This window comes from Paracoccus broussonetiae (assembly GCF_031854425.1).
GTDB classification, from domain to species: domain Bacteria; phylum Pseudomonadota; class Alphaproteobacteria; order Rhodobacterales; family Rhodobacteraceae; genus Paracoccus; species Paracoccus broussonetiae.
Map to the genome: position 1 here is coordinate 14,531 of NZ_JAVRQI010000016.1, position 21,613 is coordinate 36,143.

The following is a 21,613-nucleotide window of genomic DNA, read 5'->3' on the forward strand; positions in this document are numbered from 1 at the left end:
GAAGTGGCCTCAGACAAGATTGGTTTCCACCCCAAGGCTGGCAAGCAGCCGCAGGCGCAGATGTTCGAATTCGGGATGGCTGGTTCGGCGCGGATGGGACAGCGGGACAGCGTGGTCCTCGGCGATGGCGCCATCTCGCAGGACCAGGATACGGTCGGCCAGGAGAAGCGCCTCATCCACGTCATGGGTCACGAGGATCACCGTCGGGCGGCGGCGCTCAACCAACCGGAACAGCAACGCGTGCATCTTGAGCCGGGTCAGGGCGTCCAGCGCACCGAAGGGTTCATCCGCAAGCAGCAGGTCCGGGCTGCGCAGCAGCGAGCGGGCCAGCGCCGCGCGCTGCTTTTGCCCACCGGACAGGGTGCCCGGCCAAACCCTGGCCTTGTCGCCGATACCGACCGCCTCAAGCATTGCCTGCGCCTCGGGCACGGCGCGATCGTGGCGCAGCCCCAATGTCAGGTTGTCGATGACGCTGAGCCAGGGCAGTAACCGCGAATCCTGGAACAGGACCGAAACGCTTTGGGGCACGCTGTAGGTACCTCCGTGATCAGCGTCATCATCCAGCCCAGCCAGCGCCCGCAGCAGGGTCGTCTTGCCCGAACCGGATTCGCCCAGAAGTGCCACGAATTGCCCACGCGGGATGTCCAGCGTCACCCCGCCGAGAACCTCGCGCCCCTTGAAGGAGCGACTGAGATCGCGCGTGAAGACCGCCCCCTTGAAATCGTGGATGCTCATGATCCGATGGACCTCCGCCAAGACAGCGCGCGGGCCTCGATGACGCGAACTACCGCATCGGAAAGCAGGCCCAGCACGGCATAGATGAAGATGCCGACCACAATGATGTCGGTCTGACCCCAGTCGCGTGCCCTATTCATCAGGTAGCCGATGCCGGTCTGGGTATTGATCAGTTCAAGAACCACAAGCGACGTCCAGCACAACGTCACCGCCAGCCGCAGGGACACAAAGAAGCCCGGCAAAGCGCCCGGCAGGGCAACCTTTCGGATGAACTCGGCCCGCGTCAGCCCCAGCGTACGTGCAAGCTCGACATGCCCCATGTCGATGCCGCGCAGGGCCGCGTGAGTATTGATGTAGACAGGCACCAGGACCGCCGTGAAGATCAGGAAGACCTTCATTACCTCGCCAATCCCCAGCCACAGGATCACAAGCGGAATCAGGGCCAGTGTCGGAATCGCGCGCTTGACCTGGACCAACCCGTCAAGCAGCGCCTCTCCGGTCCGGGTCAGCCCCGCCGCCAGCGCAAGGACAAGACCTGCGACGACGCCCAGGAACAGCCCGGCATAGGCGCGTCCCGCCGAAGCCGCCAGATGCGGCAGCAGACTGCCATCGGCAATCATCGAGATCCCGGTCGCAACCGCCGTCGATGGGGCCGCGAGCGTATAGGGGGATAGCAGGCCAAAGCGGGATGCAGCCTCCCACAGTACCACGACCAGAAGCGGGCCCAGAAGCCGCGTACCGCGAGGCAGCTTGCCAGGGGCAAGCATCGGCGGCCGCTGGGGTGCTGGACGATCCTTGCGGATCACCATGGCCTCGATGCGTTCGGATGACATGTCGTTCATGGTGCCCCCGGGGATCAGCGTGCAGCCTTGATGACCGGATCGAAATCGGCCGTGAACGATCCCTTGGCGTCGAATGTTTCGGGCAGTTCGCCCGCCTGCGCCAGAATGTCGATGAGACGCTGGTGGTGCGGGATCCCCTCGACCGAGGTCTGGAACTGCATCAGCGATTGCGACGCCAGGATTGCCGCGGTGTCCTCCGGCGCGATGCGCTGGAATCCGGTGTAATAATCCTTGCCCCACTCATCGCGATTTTCATTGCTCCATTCAGCGGCACGGATGGTCGCGCCGAGGAATTCGGCGATCGCCGCATGCTTGGCGGGATCCGCGAGCGCATCGGGACGGGCATAGATATACCAGGTGCCGGGCAGAAGCTCGCGCTCTCTCGGGTCGGCAATTGTGCTGGCCCCGATCTGCTGCACCAGACGCGTGACATGCGGTTCCTGGAGCACCGCCACATCGACTGACTGGGTGCGGATCGCGTCAGGCAGGTCGGCCACCCGCAACGGGACAAGCGTCACGTCTTTCAGCGTCAGACCGGCGCGGTTCAGCGCCTCGATCAGGAAGACCTGGCGCCCGGAACCTTCGATATAGCTGACGCGCTTGCCACGAAGCTGGGCCAGATCGTCGATCTTCAGCCCCGGGCGCGCCACAAGGTGATATTCGGATTTCTCGCGCTGGACGGTCGCGATGATGGGAAGCAGCGTTCCCGACGCCCTTGCCTGGATCGGCGGCGTGTCGCCTACGTAGGCGATATCAAGGGCCCCTGCCCGCATCGCTTCGAGGATCGCCGGACCACCTGCGAAATTCGGCAATTCAAGATCCGACGTGATCTTGTCATCTTCGCCACTGGCATCGAGCAGGTTGCGGATGAACTCGCTTTGGTCCGCAACGACCAGCTTGGTCCCAGCAGGCACCGCTTCGGCAAGCGCGCCACCGGCAAAGAACAATGTCGCTGCAAGTGTCGTAAGAAAAGTGGTTTGCGCTGGCATTTGTCCGTCCATATCGCTGTTTCGGAGAAGATAATTCTATCCGGACAGAGAAACTTCAATCTCGATAATTGTGATCGTGAATATTTGGAACAGCTCCTTCGCCGAAGGCAACGGAAAGAGATGATCGTTTTCTTGGGACGCTGCCTGGCAGCAGTCATTTTCCGAATCTCGCGCTTGGGGAGAGCTGGCAGCCACCAAACTCTGATCGAAGATGCCACGGTCCGGGGCTGGCACCCGCGCTTTCTTTTCGGCTAGGATCGTAGGGCTATGAAACTTTCAGGGTTCAGACGCGGTCCATGTCTTCATTCCACAGCACCTTCCCCGCAGCAGTGCACACGGCTACGGTCCGCTCATGAAACCGGTCGGCAGTTCCGGCCTTCATGCCGTTGTAGGTTTCATCCGCGCCACGATCATTGGAGGGCTGGTGTTCCTGCTGCCCTTCGGCATCATCCTGATGGTCGTCGAAAGGCTCTACGCAGCGGCAAAACCTTTGGGCCGCGGCATTCACGATACGATGTTCCCCGGATCACCATCACATATCTGGCCAGTCGTCTTCGCCGTACTGATCCTTTTGTCAGTGGCCTTCGTGTCCGGCATGTTCGCACGCAGCGCCCCGGGACGCAGGATGTTTCACTGGCTAGAAGGTGCATTTCTGACGCGACTGCCGCCCTATACCATCTTGCGGCAAATGATCGAAGACTTCTCAGAAAGCGGCCAAAGCCTGTCTGTGGGTGAGACAAACACCGTCGTGCTGGTCAGGTTCGACGACTACAGCTGCACCGCCTTCCTGATCGAACGACGGCCAAACCGTGAGGTCGTGGTATTCCTTCCCGGCGCGCCATCGGCAACATCCGGTAGCGTCGCCATCGTCAGCGCCGACCGGATCCAGGAAACCGACCTTACCCCGATAGAGGTCATGCGCAGCATGCGTCGGCTGGGTCTAGGTCTGAACATTCGCTAGCCCTCTGGCCCTTTGTTCCATTGTGTTCTCGCTTCCCGCCCGGCTGTCGGTTGGTTGGTGCATGTCAAGAAGCTGGTTGATTGGTCGATTTGCTTGGCCTTGGCAGGCCGGCGCTGATCAGGCCGAGGAGCTGAGCTGCGTATGATGGGTGCGCGATTGACGAACGGCATCTTGAGAAGATCAAGACCCCGCTCGCCAAAATCACATTTATCCGCATAATTAGCGACATATGCGGATCACTCTCGAGGATGGCCGAGTGTAGCTTCCCCGCGGGGAAGACTACTCAAGGCTCTCGAGCATAGTTCTCACCGCTGCCTCAAGCTTTCTCCGATCCACGGCTGAGAAATCGCGCGGCAGTCGAACCTCAAGCCTTCCATTTGCTGCGGTGCATTTCGCGCTACCTTGGGGCCGCTGGATCTGGAATGTCGTTCGCGCCTTGGCGGCCGGCGCGGGTGCCGATTTCGGCTCCGGTGGAGTTCCCTCTGCCAGCGCCCCCTGCCCCGCATAGCGCCGCAGAACGTCCAACTCGTCCGATACGCCGCGCGCGTCCCACCCATCCAGTTCAGCCCGGATCGCGGGAGCGGCCGCAGGAATTTCGTCAAGCTTTTGTGCAAGCGCCAGCCCAAGGGCGCGCGGTATCTGCGAAGCATGCAGAAGGCTGTCACCCAGCGCCTCCATCAACCGGATGAAGTTCCGGATATAGCTGCGCTTCTGATAACCGGCCGAGCGAAAAAGGATCGCAACGGCCTTCTCGGGGTCTCCTTCCGCGGTCTGCGGATCAGCGGCATAGCGGATCGCAAGCTGCGCCATCTCGGCAAAGGAGATGTCCTTGCGGACCATATTTTCGTCAACCATCCTGCGGTAAAGCTGTTCGAGCTCGTCACCTCGGGCTGCAATCCCGGCCGGGATCCGCCCCCAAGCCGCGACATCGCCCGTCTCGACCAGCAATGCGCGATAGGCCGACAGGCGGCGCCACCCTTGGATCAACTCATACCGCCCCCCCGCCGCAGGCTCGACGCGGATGGGGTTGGACAGGCCGATTTCGCGGATGGACTGGATCAGTTCCTTCAACTCCTCGTCTTCCCCTGGCGCGCGATCGCGCGTGAGTTTCAGGGCATCAATGGCGTCCAGATCGATGAGGTCGGTGATCAGTCCGGCGCGCTTCAGGCGGACATGTTCTTGCGCCAGGGCGTCATTTTCTGCCCGAATCTCCGCTTCAACACGCGAGCGCTCGCGACTTGACTCTGCGGTTTCGGCGATCGCGGTTGCCATCGGACCCCGGCGGACATCTTTCTCCTCCGCCTCGACCTTCCCTGCGGGGAAGCTCTCGACGGCTTCATCCGGCATGTCGATGTCAAACATGCGACGCTTCCGGCTCATGCCTGATCCTCCAGATTGGCCCACGCAGCGATGGTGTGGTTGCGGAATTCCTCATAGGCTTGATCAAAGGTCGCCCTCGCCCGGCGCCAGGTGCCACGCGTCATCTCGCGGTAGTCGATTTCATAGATCGACGAAAGGAAGCGCCCCGACTGCTCGACGGCGCGGGTCAGTTCGATCGGATGCTCGGCCATGCGTCCGGCAAAGACCTGCTTGAAGGCCACCATCATGGCCTGATGCAACTCGTTCGAGGGCTCAAAGCGCGTCATCAGAAAACGAATATCAAGAAAGGCCTTCGGCAGACGGATCTTCCCCGTGGGGAAGTTCTCGAACCCGTGCGACAGATCCTCAAGTGCCTCTGAAAGCTGCCCGATAAAACTGGTCGTCGAATCGTATTCCCAATAGCCCGGCCCCGACGGGATATAAAGCATGTCCGCAGCAAAGACGGCGTTCATTGACTGGTAGCCGATTGCTGGAGGGCAATCGAACAGAATAAGGTCATAGGCATCGTCCGCCAGAGCGTCCAGAAAGCGTGACACCGCACCAAAGAAGGTCCATTCCGGGTTCAGGTGTCGGTATTGCGCGCTCGCAAATTCGACGAAGGCAGCGTTGGCGCAACTGGGCACGATATCGATGGTCGGCCAAGCGGTCGACTTGATGAAGTCTGCTGGCCGCAGGGTCCCAAGTCCCATGTCCCGGATCGACGCCGGCAGCTTTCGGCGGGGCAGGGCGGTGCCAGTCTCCGCACCCGCAGCGGCAGCATTCATACGATCCGTCTCGCGCTCAAGATCACGAGCCATGATTCCCCAGACGGTGTGATCCTCACCGACGTCGGTAAGTCCCATCGAATGGGACAGCGTCGCCTGGGGATCAAAGTCGACGACCAATACGCGATACCCGTCCAGCGCAGCGGCATGAGCAAAATGCAAAGCCACGGTTGATTTCCCGGCGCCGCCCTTGAAGTTCGCGATCGCCGCGCGGAAAGCGCGCTTCCCCTCGGGCCTGGGCGGCATCAGCGTCTTGCGATTGATCTTGATACGCCGACGCAGTTCATTCACCTCCTCAAGCGAGAACCAGCGCTGACGTCCATCCTCTTCAACTTCCCCAAGGGGAAGGTTCGGATCTGCCGCCAGTTTGCCCCGGAACGTCGACTGGTTGATGCGGAAGATCAGTTCCGACACCTCCCAGCTGGAGAAGCGGCGCAGGGTTTTTTCATTCGACGGGCTGAATGTCTGCCGCCGGATCCACCCTTGCATCTTAAGAGACTGGGCCTGCAGCTTGGCGAGGTCATCGTGCGTATACATGTCTTGCCTGTGTATCTGGACGTAGATTTTCTTGTTCTTCCTATTTACGTCGAATTTGCATTCCATGCAAAAGGCGTTTTCAATGAATCCGTACTTTGCTCATTTTGCAGAATATCCGGGGACTTCCAGCGAATCGGCGCTAAACACCGGGATGCTCGAGACAAAGGAAAGTGGGGGACGCCTACTCGTGGCTGATGTGCAAAATGGGGGACAAAGTCACCCAAATACGGGCCACTTAGTCTGTCCCCCTATACCATTGATACCGATTTCTTTCTTGTTCTGCTGAAGAAAAGCAGCGATCTGGGCGACGTGCTTGACAGAATCGTCAAACAGGACGCAAATACACCCAAGGTGGCGAAAAGCGTTTGATTCCCCATCGAAGACCTGAGAGCAGAGCAGGCAAAGAAAACACAGCATCCGGAAAACCGGAGCAGGGGCAGCACATGCAGGTGATCCGTGCCGTTGGCCGAGAGGCGGCGGCAAAGAAATATGATTTGCTTTCCGCGATGATGGCGCACGCCCTCGCGGGGGACAAGCACCGGCAACGGCTTGTCCTGCGGCTGATGGTGTTGATCACGGCCAGATATAACTGGCAACGGGACGAGCTGACCGTGGGGCAAAGAGAAGTGGCCCGCCTGTGGTGTGTCGACGAACGAACCGTCAAGCGAGATATGGCCCGCTTTCGAACGCTGGGCTGGGTCGAGGTGAAGCAACAAGGCGCGCGGGGCCGGGTCTCGGTGCTTGGGCTAAACCTGGACCGCATCCTTTTGGACACCAAACAGGAGTGGCAGAATATCGGTCCAGACTTCGTTGAACGTCTTGCCGGTCAGGACGCGACGGTATCCGATAATGTCGTTCCGTTGCATCGACCTGCACCGGTCCCACCGGCAGGGCAGGGGGTCTGGGCCGAAGCGTCGCAGCGCCTGCTGGCAGAAGACAGGGTGCTGTATGAAAGCTGGTTTTCGTCGATGACCGATGCAGGGATCGATAGCGGGTGTCTTACCCTTGTCGCCCCGACGCGTTTTCACGCCAACTATGTTCAGACTCATCTGTCCGAGAGGCTGCGGACGGCTGTGCGACGCTGCGACGGGACGATCCTTCGTGTCCGGGTCATTTCACCCTGACAGCTTTGTCGCGACGCTGCGAGTTGTGGTGTTCGCGGGAAGCAGGTGTGCCTCCCGCGAAAGGTTCTCAGAAGCGCAGGCGAGGCAGTGAAAGCGCAGCGGCTGACCAGGCCAGGATCGAACACAGGGCAATGGCCGGAACCATGGTTTCGGCGGTGTTGTTGAGGAAAGGGCTGGTCACCGCGATCATCAACCCACCTGTCAGCATCTGAAAGGTCCCGCCGAGGGAGGATGCGAGCCCGGCGATATCGGGATGAGGATCCAACGACATGACCATGGCGGTCGGCATCACCAGGCCAAGGCAGGCGTTGCCCAGAAACAGGCCCGCGATGACAATGGGCAGGGCCGAGAAGCCCGACCACACCACAAGCGATAGCGCGACCATGATCCCGCAGAAGCCCGTGATGGCAAGAGAGATCACCCGCTCCATCCCGAACTTCTCCGCAAGGCGGGCCGCCAACTGTGATGCCGAGAAAAAGCCTATCGCATTGATGGCGAAGGCGACCGAGAAGCCGGTAGGACTTAGTCCGTATTGTCGGGTATAGACAAAACTAGCCGAGGCCAGGAAGACGAAGAAGCTGGCCATGCCAAAGCCGCCGATCATCGTCAGACCCATGAAGCGCCGGTCCGACAGAAGCCGTTTCGCACCGCTGGCAATGGCGGCGAACCGGACCGGTTGGCGCCGCGCTACGGGCAGGGTCTCGGGCAAGACCATCACGATCAGCGTCAGGCTGATCAGTGCGGCAAAGGCGAGGATCGCGAAGATCTCGCGCCAACTGCCCCAGGCCATGACGATCGAACCTGTCAGTGGCGCCAGCATGGGTGAGACTGAGATCACGATCATGATCGTTGCCATGACGCGCGCCGCCTGTGGACCGGTTGCCACGTCGCGGATTACCGCACGCGGCACCGCCATCAATGCGGCAGCGCCAAGGCCCTGCAGCGCCCGAGCAGCGACCAGCCAGTTAATCGTGGGTGCAAGGCTTGCCGCAATGGCGGCGACCAGAAAGATGGAGACCCCGATCATCAGGGGACGTCTGCGCCCCAAGGCGTCGGCCATGGGGCCATAGATCATCTGCGCAAAGCCGAAGACGATGAAATACGCGGTCAGGGTCAAGGCCGCCCCGGCCTCGGTCGTGCCAAGGTCAGTGGCGACCTGGGGCAGGGCGGGAAGATACATGTCGATCGCAAATGGACCGACGGCGGAAAGCAGGCCCAGAACAAGGGCCATGCGGAACATGGGGTCACGCATCGGACTGCCTGTATGAGAAAGGTATAAGGAAAAGCGGCGCAGAATCGCGCCATGGGTATTCACCGCCGCCGCGTCGCATGTCTCACGCTACGCGTCGATTTTCAAGTCCTGAAACTAGAGGCGGTCGTGAAACGGGAAAAGGGACGCCAGTGGCGTCCCTTTGTGGCTTTCCATAGGAAGCGCGTCAGTTTCCGGCGGTGGCAGGCTTTTCGGCCGAGACTTCCGAGACGGGCTCGCCGGCATCGGGGCGAGCGCGGTCAAATTGCGCGGGGTGGACCTGGCCGAGCCAGGTCTCTGTCAGCGGTGCGCCATCCCGCTGCAGATAAGCCCGGATATCGGCCGTCTCGACACCCTCGGCGGCGATGTCGTAGATCAGGCGCCATCTCCCGGTCCCAACCACGGGCAGGGCATAGGCCTGCACGATCTCGACGCCGTCGGGTACGCTGACCACTGGCTCGACCCCATCGTCTTGACCCAGCTTGTCCAGGCCACCACCCTCGAAATCAATCGCAACCTTCAGGTGGCCACGCGGACGCGGCAGCCCGGGAACCCCTCCGGCCCCGATCCTGGTCGCAACGGTCCGCGCAAGCGGCTGCGACACGGGCGCGTCGCCCATCCAGGTCAGGGTATAATCGAAATCAAGTTCCTGACCGGCCTGCGGCTTCTGCTCCGGATTCCAGAAGGTGACGATATTGTCATAGATTTCGTCATCCGTGGGGATTTCGACAAGCTGGACCTGACCCTTGCCCCAGTCGCCCTTCGGAGCAATCCAGACCGAAGCGCGCTTGTTGTAGAACACGCCGTCGTCTTCGTAGTTTTCGAAGCTGCGATCTCGTTGCAACAGTCCGAAGCCCTTGGGATTCTCGGTCATATAGCTTGAGGTCACCACCCGCGGTGGGTTCATCAGGGGGCGCCAGATCACCTCGCCGTTGCCCATGATCATTTTCAGACCATCGGCGTCATGAACTTCGGGGCGCCAGTCAAAGCCCAGGACGCGGTTCGTTTCTGAGTACCAGTACATCGAGGTCAGCGGACCGATCCCCAGTCGCTCGACCGAATTGCGGAAGAACAGGCGCGAGGAGATCTCCATCGTCTGGCCTTCGCCCTCGGCACCCTTGCTGATATCCATGCGATAGGCACCGGCGACCGAGGGGCTGTCCAGCAGCGCGTATATGGTAACGTCCGCACCACCGTCCTTGGGCTTTTCAATGTAGAATTCGGTAAATATCGGAAACTCTTCTGGCTCGCTCATGCCAGAGTTTATTGCCAGTCCGCGCGCGGACATTCCGTATTGACCCTCGGGCCCTGCGGTCCTGAAATAAGACGCACCAAGGAAACTGATCCAGTCAGTTTTAAGGTCTGCATTCATGAGACGGAATCCGGCGAATCCGGTTCCTCGGGTCAATTGCCTCGCAGGGCTGTCCGACGGCATGTCGAAGAAACGCGGATCATACTGGATCTCTCGGGACTTTCCATTTTCCACGATACTCATTTTGACCGGGTTTCGGAAATAAGTTCCCAAGTGAAAGAATTGAACCGGGACATCGCCAACCTTGACGGTCGTCTCGGGTCGAAAACTGATCCGCCAGTGCGCATCATAATCGATCTTGTCCAATACCTCCGGCTGCTCGACCTTGGGCGCGACATAAGGCTCTGCGGCGATCTTGCGGGCCCTGTCGGTCAGTTCCTCGAAGCTGAACTGCCGGGACTCGCCCAGGCTTGGCTGGAAGGATGAAGCCGCATCCTGGGCGAAGGCGGCACCTGTCGACGGCAGCAGCAGCGGCTGGCTCAGCGCGAGGGCCAAGGCGGCTGCGCAAAGGGCGGCGGGTCTGCGAAGGTGCAAGATCTGAACTCCGTTTCATGATCTGGGGCGCCGCGAAGGGCGCGTTTATGATGCCACATCGCTATGTTAGTCGGCCCCGTTCTGGCAAGAGGCTTCCGGGAAAGCGCCCCAAAGGCGCAAGGTCCCGCCGGCTTCGCCAAGGCAGGTCTGCCGGACTCCGCCGGCGCGATGGGATAATGTCATTTTTCGCATCCCCAATTTAGACATATCAACGGTTAACGGCACCTGTCCAAAACGACATGTCAGCAAGGATTGGCAGGGTTGGGGTTCGCGGATAAAAAGGATGACAAGCCCGGCAACTGTGTATCTTGCCCGGTGAGGTGGTCGAATGTGTTTGGTTTCAGAGTTTATGGTTAGCTCGACGATCTCGAACTTATTCTCCATCGACTAATTCGGTGCGCTCCCGTCGGAAGCGTGTCTGTTACTCTTGGTTTGGTGGAAGTTAACTATGGCGATTTACACGTTTAATGCTCTGCCCACCTGGGCATTTACCGATGCCGAAGGTTCCTATCATCCGTTCAATGACGGCTATATTCCGCCCGATGGCTCAAGCTGGGCTTTCGCGCAGGGGACCTTCACCTATAGCCGCGCGGATATGACGGCGATCACGATCAATGATACCGATGCCCAAGATACGCTGCTGAACGATTACACTGGCGGCGAAAATACCCAGCAATTGGTCGATCAGGTCAGCGATTTCCCCCCGGGGACTGTCGTGGAAAGCGAATTCCAGATCACCCTGACCGCAGAGGTTGATGGCGAAGTCAGGGAATATCGGCTGGTCGCCCTCAGCGCGAATGGCGTGGTGGTTGGCTATACCTTTGCCGGGGAATGGCCGCCCGAAGACACGCCGCTGACCTCTGTCTGGCAAGGGGTGGAAGACTCGGACAACCAGACCTTCGATCCGTCGCAAAGCCAGGTCTGCTTCACGCGGGGTGTTCAGATCGCTACGCCGAATGGTCAAATCGCGATCGAGGATCTGAAGGTCGGCGACCTGGTCCTGAGCCGCGACAATGGCCCGCAGCCCATTCGCTGGATCGGCTCTTCCAAGCTTTCGGCGCTGCGGCTTCTGGCGAACCCCAAGCTGCGCCCGATCCGCATTCGCGCCGGCGCATTGGGGCAGGGTCTGCCGGTTCAGGATCTGCTGGTCTCGCCACAGCATCGTGTGCTGGTCCGCTCGAAAGTGGCCATGCGGATGTTTGGGGCGATGGAGGTGCTTGCTGCGGCGAAGCAACTCTTGCAGCTTGACGGCATCGACATCGCGACGGACATGGCCGAGGTCGAATACTTCCACATGCTCTTCGATCAGCACGAGATTGTCACTTCGAACGGTGCTGAAACCGAGTCGCTTTATCCCGGCCCGCAGGCGCTGAAATCTGTCGGTCCTGCCGCCGTGCAAGAGATCTATCAGCTGTTCCCTGAGCTTCGGAATCTGGATCACGTTCCCTCGGCGGCGCGTCAGTTGCTGTCCGGGCGCGAGGCGCGCAAGCTGGCCGTTCGCCTGGCCCAGAACCACCGCCCCGTGGTGGCGCCGCAATAAAACGATCCAAGACCTGCTCTGCGCGCGCCCCGCTTGAACACGGGGCGCGCGTTTTCATATCCAGCGGCTGCTTCGCCGCAGCGACAGAAGGCGCAGATCCGTCCCGCTGACCCGCGGAATGGACGTCTTCGCACCGGCCGCCAAGCCGGTGTGCCCAACTGCAACTTCGCAGAACCGTCACCGTATTCTCAACCCAACGCCACATTCGGGGCGCAAAGGCCTTGCGACTTCTGGGGAAATTTGCCCCGGACCAATGCAAGAGGGAAGAATGCACATCAACCGTCGCCACACCCTGGGCCTGTTCGGTGCCGCCGCTGGCTCGCTTATCCTGCCGCGCCGTCTGATGGCGCAGGGCCAGCGCCGCGAGATCACGATCGCGGTGCAGAAGATCACCAACAACAACACGCTCGATATCTGGAACGAACAGTCGAACGTGGGCGAACGCGTCTTCTTCCCGAACCTGTGGGAAGGGTTGATCCTGCGCGACTGGATGGGCAATCAGGGTCCCGTTCCCGGACTCGCAACCGAATGGCGGCGCCTGGACGATAAGACGATCGAACTGAAGCTGCGCCAGGGTGTCCGCTTTCACAACGGCGACGAGTTGACGGCCGAAGACGTGGTCTTCTCGTTCTCGGACGAACGGCTGTTTGCCGGAACCGAGCCGGCTGGTGGCAAGACGCTGTATGAAGAAAGCTTCAAGCCGCAAAGCGCCAAGGAACTGCCTGCCAACATTCCCGGCATCGCCCGCCGCCTGTGGCCGGCGCTGCGCGGCGTCGAAGCGGTCGACAAATATACGGTCCGTTTCCACAATGCGACGCCCGACGTGACGCTTGAGGGTCGGCTCTATGCCTTTGGCTCGCAGATCGCGAACAAGCGGGCCTGGGACGAGGCCGCAAGCTATGCCGCTTGGGCCGCAAAGCCCGTGACCACCGGCCCCTATATGGTCGAGGACTATCGTCCCGACGTTTCGCTGACATTGGTGGCCTTTGACGATTACTGGGGTGGCCGTCCCCCGCTGGCGCGCATCCGCTTCGTCGAAGTACCCGAGGTCGCGAGCCGCGTTAACGGTCTTCTGTCCGGCGAATATGACTTTGCCTGTGACCTTCCGCCGGACCAGATCGCGACCGTTCAGGCGGCTCCGGGGCTGCAGGTTCAGTCGTCGACCATCTGGAACCACCGTGTCACCGTCTTCAACAAGCAGAACGAAATCCTGGCCGATCCCCTGGTCCGCCGCGCGTTTACCCACTCGATCGACCGCAAGGCCATTGTTGATGCGCTGTGGGGTGGGCAGACCGAAATCCCCGCCGGAATGCAGTTTGACAGCTTCAAGACCTCGGACATGTTCGTCGAAGGATGGACAGTGCCGGAGTACAACCCTGAACTGGCACGCGATCTGCTCAAGCAGGCGGGCTACAAGGGTGATCCGATCCCGTATCGGCTGTTGAACAATTACTATACCAACCAGACCCCCACGGCTCAGATCCTGGTCGAGATGTGGAAACAGGTTGGGCTCAACGTCGAGATCCAGATGAAAGAGAACTGGGCCCAGATCCATGATCCCGAGGGGGTCAAGGGCGTTCGCGACTGGTCGGCCTCGAACAACATCAACGACCCGATCACCCCCTTGGTGGTGCAGTTCGGCCCGAACGGCGAGGCGCAGCAGAAGCGCGACTTCTGGAATGATGAGGTCAATCAGCTTTCGATTGTCATGGAAACTTCGACCAGCCATGCCGACCGGAAGAAGGCGATCGCCCGGCTGCTGGAAATCTGCGAGCGCGAGGATCCGGCCTATACCGTCCTGCACCAGAACGCGGTCTTCACCGGGATGAAGGCCGACCTGAACTGGAAGGCTGCGCCGGCCTTCGCGATGGATTTCCGCTCTTCAAACTGGAACGCGTGATCACGACGGGGCAGGGCGGCGACGCGTCGTCCTGCCCCCAACTTTCGACCCAGCAAGACAGGAGGGCGGCGCATGACGTTCGTCTCCATCCGGGACCTGAAGGTGGCCTTCGATGGCGTGCCGGTCCTGCACGGAATCGATTTCGACATTGACAGGGGCGAGGCCATCGGGCTGGTCGGCGAAAGCGGCTGCGGCAAGTCCGTCACCTGGCTTGCCGCGCTTGGCCTGCTGCCCGGCAAGGCAAGGATTCAGGGTTCGGTCCGGCTTGAGGGGCAGGAGCTGGTCGGCGCATCGCGGTCGTCATTGGAGCGCGTTCGGGGTGCCCGTATCGCGATGATCTTCCAGGATCCCTCATCCTCGCTGAACCCCGTCCAGCGCGTCGGGCGACAAATCGGCGAAAGCCTGCGCCTGCATCGTGGCCTGCGCGGTTCCGCGGCACGGTCCGAGACCCTGCGCCTGATGGACATGGTCGGTATTCCCGCTGCGAAAAGCCGGATCGATCTTTATCCACACGAGTTTTCTGGCGGCCAGTGCCAGCGCATCATGATTGCGATGGCGCTGGCGGGCCAGCCGGATCTGCTGATCGCCGATGAACCGACGACCGCACTGGATGCCACCATCCAGGCGCAGATCCTTGAACTTCTGTCCGAATTGCGGCGTCAGACCGGCATGGCGCTGGTCTTTATCAGTCATGATCTGGGCGCCGTTTCTGCGGTCTGCGACCGTGCTGCGGTGATGTATGCCGGCCGGATTGTCGAGGCGAATGACATCCACAGCCTGTTTGCCACCCCATCGCATCCCTATACTCAGGGCTTGTTCCGGGCGATCCCCGATCTGGATGCGGGGACATCACGCCTGCGCCCTATCGAAGGCACGGTTCCCGACCCGCGCGCCCTGCCACCGGGATGCGCCTTCGCCCCGCGCTGCGGCGCGGTTTCACCGATTTGCGCGAACTACTCGCCGGAGTTGAAGGAGCAAAGATCAGGCGGTCATGTCGCCTGCTTCCACCCCGTCCATGCGGCAAGGGGGGTTGCCCCAGCGTTTCAGGGTGTTCCGGCATGAGCGCGCTGCTGCAGGCGCGGGGGTTGGTTCAGTGCTATGTCACCGCGAAGCCTCTGTTTGGCATGGCGACCGAGGTCCGGGCCGTCGACGGTATCGATCTGACCCTGCGCGAGGGTGAAATCCTGGGCATCGTCGGGGAAAGCGGTTCGGGCAAGTCGACCCTGGGACGGATGCTGCTGGGGCTGGAAACGCCCCATCAGGGCGATGTGCATTATCGCGGACAGCCGATGCCCGTGCCGGGTTCCCCCGAGTGGCGCCGCCTTCGTGCCGAAATGCAGCTTATCTTTCAGGATCCACTGGCAGCGCTGGACAGGCGCATGACCATCATTCGCCAGATTGCCGAGCCGTTGGAGATCCACGGCCTGGCCAAGGGTGAGCAAGCCAAGGCGCGCGCCGCCGAACTGATGCTCCGGGTCGGTCTGCGCAGCGATCAGGGGGATCGCTACCCGCATGAGCTGTCTGGTGGGCAGCGACAGCGCGTGGTCATCGCCCGCGCATTGGCCACAGGCCCACGCTTCCTGGTCTGTGATGAGCCGGTCTCGGCGCTCGATGTCTCGATTCAGGCGCAGGTGGTGAATCTGCTGCGGGATTTACAGCAACACGAGCGGATGGGAATGGTCTTCATCAGTCATGACCTGAAGGTCGTCCGCAATATCTGCGACCGGGTTGCGGTGATGTATCTGGGCCGCGTGGTCGAGGAAGCGCCTGCGGACCGCATCTTCACCGATCCGCGCCATCCTTATACGCGGGCGCTGGTATCTTCGATTCCGAAGCCGGGACAAGGTCTCGACAGGCGGATCATCCTGACTGGCGAGCCGCCCAACCCCGCGCAGCGACCGGCGGGCTGCGCCTTCCATCCGCGCTGCGCTTTGGCCGACGCGCGCTGCGCCGCAATCCAGCCGCAGCTGCAAATCCACGACGGACGGCTTGCCGCCTGCCTGAAGCTGGGCCCAGCCCGGCAATCCGCCGCCTGAGGTCCCCATGATACGCTTCATCCTTGCAAAGCTTTCCCGCGCGGTGCTGACCATCCTGCTGGTGATGACCTTTGCCTTCATCGTGTTGCGCATGTCGGGTGATCCCGCGCAGATCCTGCTGGGGCCGGACGCTCCTCAGGACGCGGTTGATGCCTTCCGCGCGCGCTGGGGGCTGAACGATCCGCTTTGGCAGCAATATCTGGCCTATCTGAAGCAGATCCTCAGCTTGGATTTCGGTATCTCGATGCGGGACCAGTCACCGGCCATCGATCTTGTTCTTGCACGGATCCCGGCCACCCTGGCCCTGACCGTGCCCGCGCTGATCCTGAAACTGGCGATCGGCATTCCCGCCGGCGTCTATGCCGCGCTGCATCGCCAATCGATTGCGGATCGGGGGGTCATCATGATGTCGATCTTCGGCTTCACCATCCCCTCGTTTGTCCTGGGACTGGTGCTGGTGCTGATCTTCGCGGTCAAGCTGGACTGGCTGCCCTCGGGCGGGCAGGACAGCTGGCGTCACGCGATCCTGCCCATCGCGACGCTTTCCATCGGCGGCATCGGCATCCTCGCGCGGTTTTCGCGCTCGGCAATGATTGAGGTTCTGGGCCAGCCCTATATCCGCACCGCGATGGCCAAAGGTCTGCCCTGGCGCGAGGTGGTCTGGCGCCACGCCCTTCCGAATGCAGCCGTTCCCATCGTCACGCTGGTCGGTTTCATGGTCGGCGCGCTAATTGCCGGCGCGGTCGTGGTCGAAAGCATCTTTTCATGGCCGGGCGTCGGCAGGCTGATCGTCGTCTCGGTCGCGAACCGCGATCTTGCCGTGGTGCAATGCCTGCTTCTGGTAATCGCAGCATCGATGGTGGTCGCGAACCTGCTGGTCGATTTCGCCTATGGCCTGCTGGATCCCCGCCTGCGCGCCAAGGCCGCTGCGCATTGAGGACTGAATGATGACGACTGCAACCGTTCTTCCCGCCCCCCGGCTGGTGACCCGCCTGCGCATCAAGGCCCCCGTGCTGGTCGTGCTTTCGGCGACCTGGCTTGCGCTGATGGTCCTGACGGCGGTCTTTGCCGACCAGCTTCGTCCCTATGACATCACGCGCATGGATTTGACGGCGCGCCTGGCCCCAATGGGCACGCCGGGACACTGGCTGGGCACGGACGAACTTGGGCGTGACCTGCTGTCGCGCCTGATACAATCCATCCGTGTCTCGCTGATCATTGCATTCGGTGCGACGGTCCTCTCTGCGCTTTTCGGCACGACGCTGGGATTTCTTGCGGCCCAGTTTCGGGGCTGGGTCGAGAATCTCGTCATGGCCTTGGCCGATTTTCAGGCTGCGCTGCCTTTCATGATCATGTCGCTGGCGGTGCTGGCATTCTTCGGATCGTCGATGGTCCTGCTTGTCTGCCTGATGGGATTTTACGGCTGGGAGCGTTATGCCCGCATTGCCCGCGGTCTTGCCATCTCGGCCTCGGCACAGGGATATGCAGCGGCGGTGGTGCAGCTTGGGGCGACCCCACGGCGGGTCTATCTTCGGCACATACTTCCGAACGTGGCCTCGACCCTGATCGTCTCGATGACGCTGACCTTCCCCGAGATCATCCTGATGGAATCCGGTCTCAGCTTTCTGGGACTTGGGGTGCAGCCACCACAGACCTCACTGGGCAACATGGTCGGTTTCGGGCGCGAGTATCTGACCCGCGCGCCCTGGATCATGCTGGCGCCGTCGTTCGTCATCGTTGTCACCACGCTCAGCGTGTCGCTGCTGGGCGACTGGCTGCGCGACCGACTGGACCCCACAACCCGTTAAGGAAATCTTCAACATGTCCAAGATCATGGCGCATCGCGGCGCCCGCAACCTTTGGGCCGAAAACTCGGCGCATGGCTTTCGCCAGACGGTGGCGCATGGCTTCGACGCGATCGAGTTCGACGTGCACCTGACCGATGCCGATGAATTGGTAGTCATTCATGACGCCACGCTTGACCGCACGACCGATGGCACGGGCCCGGTCCGGCACCTGACGCCCGAGTCGCGCAAGACCCTGCGCTTGCGCGGCCCGGACGGCGCGTTGATTGCCGAAGGCGTGCCCAGCCTTGCCGAGGTGCTGGACATCCTCGCGCCACATCCGGTCGATCTGTATGTCGAGCTGAAATCGGACGAGACGGGTCGGCCATATCCCGGCATGGTCGCGAAGATTGCCGATATCCTGCGCGCACGGGGCTTGCAAAGCCGTTCGGTCCTGCACAGCTTCGACATTGCCGTGGTGCGTGAAATCCGCGAAATGGCCCCCGAATTCGGCTGTCTGATCTCGGTCAATCGCGAATGGGCCGAGAGGCAGGGTGGCATCGGTGCCTTTCTTTCCGACGTCGAGGGGCTGGTGGATGTCGTCGGCATCCATCATGAACTCTACGAAGCCGAGTTTGAGCTGATCGAGCGTTTGCGCCCGATCGGGGCAACCTCGGTCTGGACGGTCAATGACTCCGACCTGATCCGGCGCTGGATTGCGCGGGGTCCGGGTTTTGTCGTGTCGGACAATCCCGTCCTGGTACGAGAACTGATGAACGAGGACTGCCCCGCATGACCTATTCCGCCATTCTGTTCGACTGCGACGGCGTCCTTCTGGACAGCGAGCCATTGGGTTGCGAGGCGCTGGCACAGGCAATCACCGCCGCCGGTCATCCGATGACGCGCGAGCAGGCGACGCAGATCTTTTCCGGGAACGGCGCAGATGCGAGCCTTGCCTGGATGGAGCAGGCGGGTCTGCACGCCCAAAGCGTCTTCGCCCGCGCGGATGAACTTCTTTTCGAGATGTTCGATCACGCGATCCCGCTTATTCCGGGGATCGAGCAGATAATGCGTGATTTCGACCTGCCCATGGCGGTCTGTTCGAATTCGAACCTGCGGCGGCTGGACAGGTCGTTGGTGCGCACGTCGCTGGCCGCGCGCTTCGGTCCACATATCTATTCCGCCGAACAGGTGGCGCGCGCCAAGCCGGCCCCCGACCTTGCGATCTTTGCCGCGGGGCGGTTGGGCATCCGCCCAGAGCAGGCGATATTTATTGACGACAACCCCCACGGCATCCTTTGCGCGCGCGAGGCGGGGTGCCTGGCGGTCGGCTTTATCGGCCCGTCGGAGCATCGCGCCAACCATGCCGATGTGCTTGCCGCCGCGGGTGCGGATCACATCGTTTACGGCATGGCGGATTTCCATGCCCTCCTTCGTGACCTTTCGATTCCCCTTTGCAAGAAATTGGCCTGATCATGACCGACCTTCCCCTGCTTGGCGCCGCCCTTCCGACCTCGGAGCTGGAGCATTTTCAGGACTTCATCCTGTCGCAGGATCGCGACCTTGAGCTGCAGGATTTCTTCGATGCCGAGCTGCTCAATGGCGACTGGAAACAGGTTGCCGACCGCGCCAAGGCACTACTGTCGGGCTACAAGGGCCGGTTGGGCATCCACGGCCCGTTCTGGGGCTTGAACATTGCAAGCCCGGATCCCGACCTGCGGGTGGTGATCGCGCGGAAATTCCTGCAAGGCCTTGAGGTCTGCGAATATCTGGGCGCGACCCAGATGGTGATCCACTCGCCCTATACTGCATGGGATTTCAATAACCTGGACAATTTCTCGCACCGTTCGGCCTATGACTTCGTGGTCGAGAACTGCCACAAGACCATGTCCGAGGTCGTGCGTCGCGCCGAAGATATCGGGACGACGCTGGTGATCGAGAATATCGAGGACAAGGACCCGGACATTCGCCGCATCCTTGCGGACAGCTTCAACTCGGCCGCCGTGGCCGTCTCGATCGACACCGGTCACGCTCATTACGCGCATGGCACGAACGGGGCGCCGCCGGTCGATTTCTATGTCCGACGGGCAGGGGACCGTTTGCAGCATATCCACCTGCAGGATGCGGATGGCTATGCCGACCGGCACTGGGCGATCGGCGAAGGCACCATCCGCTGGGCCGCCGTGTTCCGGGCCTTGGGCGAGTTCTCGTCGAACCCGCGCCTCATCCTTGAGCTGCGCGACAAGTCGGGGATCCTGCCGTCGGTCGAATGGCTGAACCGCTTGGGACTTGCGCGCTAGATCGCGGCGTCCGGCCCCGACAGTTCGGCGGAAAGCCTTTTCAGCGCGGCAAGGGCGTGTTCCCGGCTCTCGTCGCGCTGCACCTCCGGGTGCTCGATATAGGCGCAGGTCAGGACCGCGATTGCTTCGTCGCCGGGGCCAAAGACCGGAACGCTCAGGTCGGTGACGCCGACCAGCTGCCCCGAAGGTTCGACCCGCGCGCCTTGTTCGCGAACCGTCGCAAGATGCGCGGCGACAGCCCGCAACTGGCGTTCGGCCGAGGATACCCCCCACAGGCCAAGGGTCTGCAGGATGCGTTCGGGCTTCTGGAACGCAAGCAGCGCAAGGCCGGATCCTGTCGTGAACAGGCCGACCTGACCGCCGATGCGGGCGCGGAATTCCCAATGTCCGGTGGGGCTGGCCTGGGCGACAACGATGCCGGTGCCCTGTTCGGGCACGACCAGATGGCAGGACTGCCGCAGGTCACGCGCGAAATCATCCATCAGGGGCTGGGCCTGCGCAACCAGCCGGCGCAGCGGCGGATGCCGGGTTGCCAGCAGGTACAGCCGCATCGTCAGGGCATAGCGATCCCCACCTTCGATCCGCGTGACATATCCGCGGGCGACCAGCCGCTCCAGCATACGATAGATCTGCGATGGGCTAAGGCCCATTGCCTTCACGATCTCGGCCCTGGTCAGTCCGCGCGCCTGGTCGGCCAGAACCTCCAGAATGTCGAGTCCCTTGTCCAGCGCGGGGGCGCGGTAACGGTCTGCGGGGGCTTCCTGATTCTCGTCGGACATGGCTTCTCCTCCTCCGAAAAAACAGTTGCCACATATGTTCATATGTGGATAGCATATTCATATAAGAACATGGCGGACGACTGGGGAGGGTCTGATGCGGCTGAAGGACAAGGTGATCCTCGTGACGGCAGCTGGCCAGGGGATCGGACGCGCCAGCGCATTGGCCCTTGCCGCCGAAGGTGCAAAAGTCATCGCCACCGACATCAACGCTGACTTGCTGACCGGCCTTGACGGCATCGCGACCGAGGTTCTGGACGTCACCAATGCCGAAGCCATCAAGACGATCGCGGCCAGGGTGGGACCGCTTGACGGGCTCTTCAACTGCGCGGGCGTCGTCCATAACGGCGCGCTTCTGGATATCCACGACAAGGACTGGGACTTTGCCTTCAGCCTGAATGTCACCGCCATGATGCGCCTTTGTCGGGCCGTCCTGCCGGGGATGCTGGACCGCGCGGCGGTCACCGGAACGGCGTCGATCGTGAACATGGCGTCGATGGCGTCTGCGATCAAAGGTTTTACCAATCGCACCACCTACGGCGCATCCAAGGCCGCGGTGATCGGGCTGACCAAAGGCATCGCTGCCGATTACGTCAAGCAGGGAATCCGCTGCAACGCATTGTGTCCGGGCACGGTCGACACGCCCAGCCTGCGCGGTCGCATCGCGGCCGCTGCGGACCCGGTGCAGGCGGAAAAGGACTTCATCGCCCGTCAACCGATGGGACGGCTTGCGACCGTCGACGATATCGTGCCGATGGTCGTGTATCTGCTGTCGGACGAAAGCCGCTTTGTCTCGGGTCAGGCGATGCTGGTCGATGGGGGCGTAATGATCTGATCCAAGCGTTTCGTG

The 21,613-nt window shown here is 61.6% G+C and carries 20 protein-coding genes; 12 read left to right on the plus strand and 8 right to left on the minus strand.

Annotated features, from left to right (window positions below; genetic code table 11):
- Positions 1-9 precede the first annotated feature (9 nt).
- From RM190_RS18755 to RM190_RS18765, 3 genes are read right to left on the minus strand one after another with little or no spacing between them, the layout of a single operon-like run.
- Entirely contained in the window at positions 10-735 is a 726-nt protein-coding gene (locus RM190_RS18755; protein ID WP_311760993.1) for an ABC transporter ATP-binding protein, read from the minus strand.
- A complete protein-coding gene (locus RM190_RS18760) occupies positions 732-1,577 on the minus strand; it encodes an ABC transporter permease (RefSeq protein WP_311760994.1) in 846 nt (281 codons plus the stop codon). The genes RM190_RS18755 and RM190_RS18760 overlap by 4 nt, the downstream gene beginning before the upstream one ends.
- A gap of 14 nt (positions 1,578-1,591) precedes the next feature.
- Positions 1,592-2,566, minus strand: coding sequence for an ABC transporter substrate-binding protein (locus RM190_RS18765; RefSeq protein ID WP_311760995.1), 975 nt, complete (start codon positions 2,564-2,566; stop codon positions 1,592-1,594).
- Between the two features lie 352 nt (positions 2,567-2,918).
- Here RM190_RS18765 and RM190_RS18770 point away from each other — a divergent pair, with 352 nt between their 5' ends.
- The gene (locus RM190_RS18770) at positions 2,919-3,527 is read left to right on the plus strand and encodes a DUF502 domain-containing protein (RefSeq protein ID WP_311760996.1); all 609 of its coding nucleotides are present in this window, start codon (positions 2,919-2,921) and stop codon (positions 3,525-3,527) included.
- A gap of 279 nt (positions 3,528-3,806) precedes the next feature.
- Here RM190_RS18770 and RM190_RS18775 read toward each other — a convergent pair whose 3' ends face one another.
- Together RM190_RS18775 and RM190_RS18780 are read right to left on the minus strand one after the other, a co-directional pair.
- The gene (locus RM190_RS18775; protein WP_311760997.1) at positions 3,807-4,907 is read right to left on the minus strand and encodes a ParB/RepB/Spo0J family partition protein; all 1,101 of its coding nucleotides are present in this window, start codon (positions 4,905-4,907) and stop codon (positions 3,807-3,809) included.
- Positions 4,904-6,208, minus strand: coding sequence for an AAA family ATPase (locus RM190_RS18780; RefSeq protein ID WP_311761091.1), 1,305 nt, complete (start codon positions 6,206-6,208; stop codon positions 4,904-4,906). The genes RM190_RS18775 and RM190_RS18780 overlap by 4 nt, the downstream gene beginning before the upstream one ends.
- A 443-nt stretch (positions 6,209-6,651) precedes the next feature.
- On the opposite strand from RM190_RS18780, the gene RM190_RS18785 reads away from it, so the two are divergent.
- The gene (locus tag RM190_RS18785) at positions 6,652-7,332 is read left to right on the plus strand and encodes a DnaA N-terminal domain-containing protein (RefSeq protein ID WP_311760998.1); all 681 of its coding nucleotides are present in this window, start codon (positions 6,652-6,654) and stop codon (positions 7,330-7,332) included.
- Positions 7,333-7,399: 67 nt separating this feature from the next.
- Here RM190_RS18785 and RM190_RS18790 read toward each other — a convergent pair whose 3' ends face one another.
- Complete coding sequence (locus RM190_RS18790) at positions 7,400-8,584, minus strand: multidrug effflux MFS transporter (RefSeq protein ID WP_311760999.1); 1,185 nt, start codon at positions 8,582-8,584, stop codon at positions 7,400-7,402.
- A 184-nt stretch (positions 8,585-8,768) separates the two neighbouring features.
- The gene (locus RM190_RS18795; protein WP_311761000.1) at positions 8,769-10,427 is read right to left on the minus strand and encodes a glucan biosynthesis protein; all 1,659 of its coding nucleotides are present in this window, start codon (positions 10,425-10,427) and stop codon (positions 8,769-8,771) included.
- 448 nt (positions 10,428-10,875) lie between these two features.
- Between RM190_RS18795 and RM190_RS18800 the strand changes: the two genes are divergently transcribed.
- The 9 genes from RM190_RS18800 (at position 10,876) to RM190_RS18840 (ending at position 19,987) form a co-directional block, all read left to right on the plus strand.
- The gene (locus RM190_RS18800) at positions 10,876-11,967 is read left to right on the plus strand and encodes a Hint domain-containing protein (RefSeq protein ID WP_311761001.1); all 1,092 of its coding nucleotides are present in this window, start codon (positions 10,876-10,878) and stop codon (positions 11,965-11,967) included.
- Positions 11,968-12,235: 268 nt separating this feature from the next.
- Positions 12,236-13,867, plus strand: coding sequence for an ABC transporter substrate-binding protein (locus RM190_RS18805; RefSeq protein ID WP_311761002.1), 1,632 nt, complete (start codon positions 12,236-12,238; stop codon positions 13,865-13,867).
- A 72-nt stretch (positions 13,868-13,939) separates the two neighbouring features.
- Entirely contained in the window at positions 13,940-14,929 is a 990-nt protein-coding gene (locus RM190_RS18810) for an ABC transporter ATP-binding protein (RefSeq protein ID WP_311761003.1), read from the plus strand.
- The gene (locus RM190_RS18815) at positions 14,926-15,903 is read left to right on the plus strand and encodes an ABC transporter ATP-binding protein (protein ID WP_311761004.1); all 978 of its coding nucleotides are present in this window, start codon (positions 14,926-14,928) and stop codon (positions 15,901-15,903) included. Before RM190_RS18810 ends, RM190_RS18815 begins: the two co-directional genes overlap by 4 nt.
- Positions 15,904-15,910: 7 nt before the next feature.
- Positions 15,911-16,840 (plus strand): ABC transporter permease, encoded by a 930-nt coding sequence (locus RM190_RS18820; protein WP_311761005.1) that lies wholly within the window; start codon positions 15,911-15,913, stop codon positions 16,838-16,840.
- 10 nt (positions 16,841-16,850) lie between these two features.
- Positions 16,851-17,711 (plus strand): ABC transporter permease, encoded by an 861-nt coding sequence (locus tag RM190_RS18825; protein ID WP_311761006.1) that lies wholly within the window; start codon positions 16,851-16,853, stop codon positions 17,709-17,711.
- A gap of 13 nt (positions 17,712-17,724) precedes the next feature.
- On the plus strand, positions 17,725-18,483 hold the full coding sequence (locus RM190_RS18830) for a glycerophosphodiester phosphodiesterase family protein (RefSeq protein ID WP_311761007.1): 759 nt from the start codon (positions 17,725-17,727) through the stop codon (positions 18,481-18,483).
- Positions 18,480-19,160, plus strand: a complete 681-nt coding sequence (locus RM190_RS18835; RefSeq protein WP_311761008.1) for an HAD family hydrolase — start codon at positions 18,480-18,482, stop codon at positions 19,158-19,160. Before RM190_RS18830 ends, RM190_RS18835 begins: the two co-directional genes overlap by 4 nt.
- Positions 19,161-19,162: 2 nt before the next feature.
- Positions 19,163-19,987: a sugar phosphate isomerase/epimerase family protein gene (locus tag RM190_RS18840; RefSeq protein ID WP_311761009.1), complete on the plus strand. Its 825-nt coding sequence runs from the start codon at positions 19,163-19,165 to the stop codon at positions 19,985-19,987.
- Here RM190_RS18840 and RM190_RS18845 read toward each other — a convergent pair.
- Positions 19,984-20,766: an IclR family transcriptional regulator gene (locus RM190_RS18845; protein WP_311761010.1), complete on the minus strand. Its 783-nt coding sequence runs from the start codon at positions 20,764-20,766 to the stop codon at positions 19,984-19,986. The two genes, RM190_RS18840 and RM190_RS18845, sit on opposite strands and share 4 nt — an antisense overlap.
- Positions 20,767-20,860: 94 nt before the next feature.
- On the opposite strand from RM190_RS18845, the gene RM190_RS18850 reads away from it, so the two are divergent.
- Positions 20,861-21,598 carry an SDR family oxidoreductase gene (locus RM190_RS18850; RefSeq protein WP_311761011.1) on the plus strand — a complete coding sequence of 246 codons (738 nt, stop codon included), beginning with the start codon at positions 20,861-20,863 and terminating at the stop codon, positions 21,596-21,598.
- The last annotated feature ends 15 nt before the right edge of the window (positions 21,599-21,613 follow it).

Coding starts and splice junctions, on each gene's coding strand:
- RM190_RS18755 (WP_311760993.1), bottom strand. CDS start 735: ATGAGCATCCACGATTTCAAGGGGGCGGTCTTCACGCGCGATCTCAGT.
- RM190_RS18760 (WP_311760994.1), bottom strand. CDS start 1,577: ATGAACGACATGTCATCCGAACGCATCGAGGCCATGGTGATCCGCAAG.
- RM190_RS18765 (WP_311760995.1), bottom strand. CDS start 2,566: ATGCCAGCGCAAACCACTTTTCTTACGACACTTGCAGCGACATTGTTC.
- RM190_RS18770 (WP_311760996.1), top strand. CDS start 2,919: ATGAAACCGGTCGGCAGTTCCGGCCTTCATGCCGTTGTAGGTTTCATC.
- RM190_RS18775 (WP_311760997.1), bottom strand. CDS start 4,907: ATGAGCCGGAAGCGTCGCATGTTTGACATCGACATGCCGGATGAAGCC.
- RM190_RS18780 (WP_311761091.1), bottom strand. CDS start 6,208: ATGTATACGCACGATGACCTCGCCAAGCTGCAGGCCCAGTCTCTTAAG.
- RM190_RS18785 (WP_311760998.1), top strand. CDS start 6,652: ATGCAGGTGATCCGTGCCGTTGGCCGAGAGGCGGCGGCAAAGAAATAT.
- RM190_RS18790 (WP_311760999.1), bottom strand. CDS start 8,584: ATGCGTGACCCCATGTTCCGCATGGCCCTTGTTCTGGGCCTGCTTTCC.
- RM190_RS18800 (WP_311761001.1), top strand. CDS start 10,876: ATGGCGATTTACACGTTTAATGCTCTGCCCACCTGGGCATTTACCGAT.
- RM190_RS18805 (WP_311761002.1), top strand. CDS start 12,236: ATGCACATCAACCGTCGCCACACCCTGGGCCTGTTCGGTGCCGCCGCT.
- RM190_RS18810 (WP_311761003.1), top strand. CDS start 13,940: ATGACGTTCGTCTCCATCCGGGACCTGAAGGTGGCCTTCGATGGCGTG.
- RM190_RS18815 (WP_311761004.1), top strand. CDS start 14,926: ATGAGCGCGCTGCTGCAGGCGCGGGGGTTGGTTCAGTGCTATGTCACC.
- RM190_RS18820 (WP_311761005.1), top strand. CDS start 15,911: ATGATACGCTTCATCCTTGCAAAGCTTTCCCGCGCGGTGCTGACCATC.
- RM190_RS18825 (WP_311761006.1), top strand. CDS start 16,851: ATGACGACTGCAACCGTTCTTCCCGCCCCCCGGCTGGTGACCCGCCTG.
- RM190_RS18830 (WP_311761007.1), top strand. CDS start 17,725: ATGTCCAAGATCATGGCGCATCGCGGCGCCCGCAACCTTTGGGCCGAA.
- RM190_RS18835 (WP_311761008.1), top strand. CDS start 18,480: ATGACCTATTCCGCCATTCTGTTCGACTGCGACGGCGTCCTTCTGGAC.
- RM190_RS18840 (WP_311761009.1), top strand. CDS start 19,163: ATGACCGACCTTCCCCTGCTTGGCGCCGCCCTTCCGACCTCGGAGCTG.
- RM190_RS18845 (WP_311761010.1), bottom strand. CDS start 20,766: ATGTCCGACGAGAATCAGGAAGCCCCCGCAGACCGTTACCGCGCCCCC.
- RM190_RS18850 (WP_311761011.1), top strand. CDS start 20,861: ATGCGGCTGAAGGACAAGGTGATCCTCGTGACGGCAGCTGGCCAGGGG.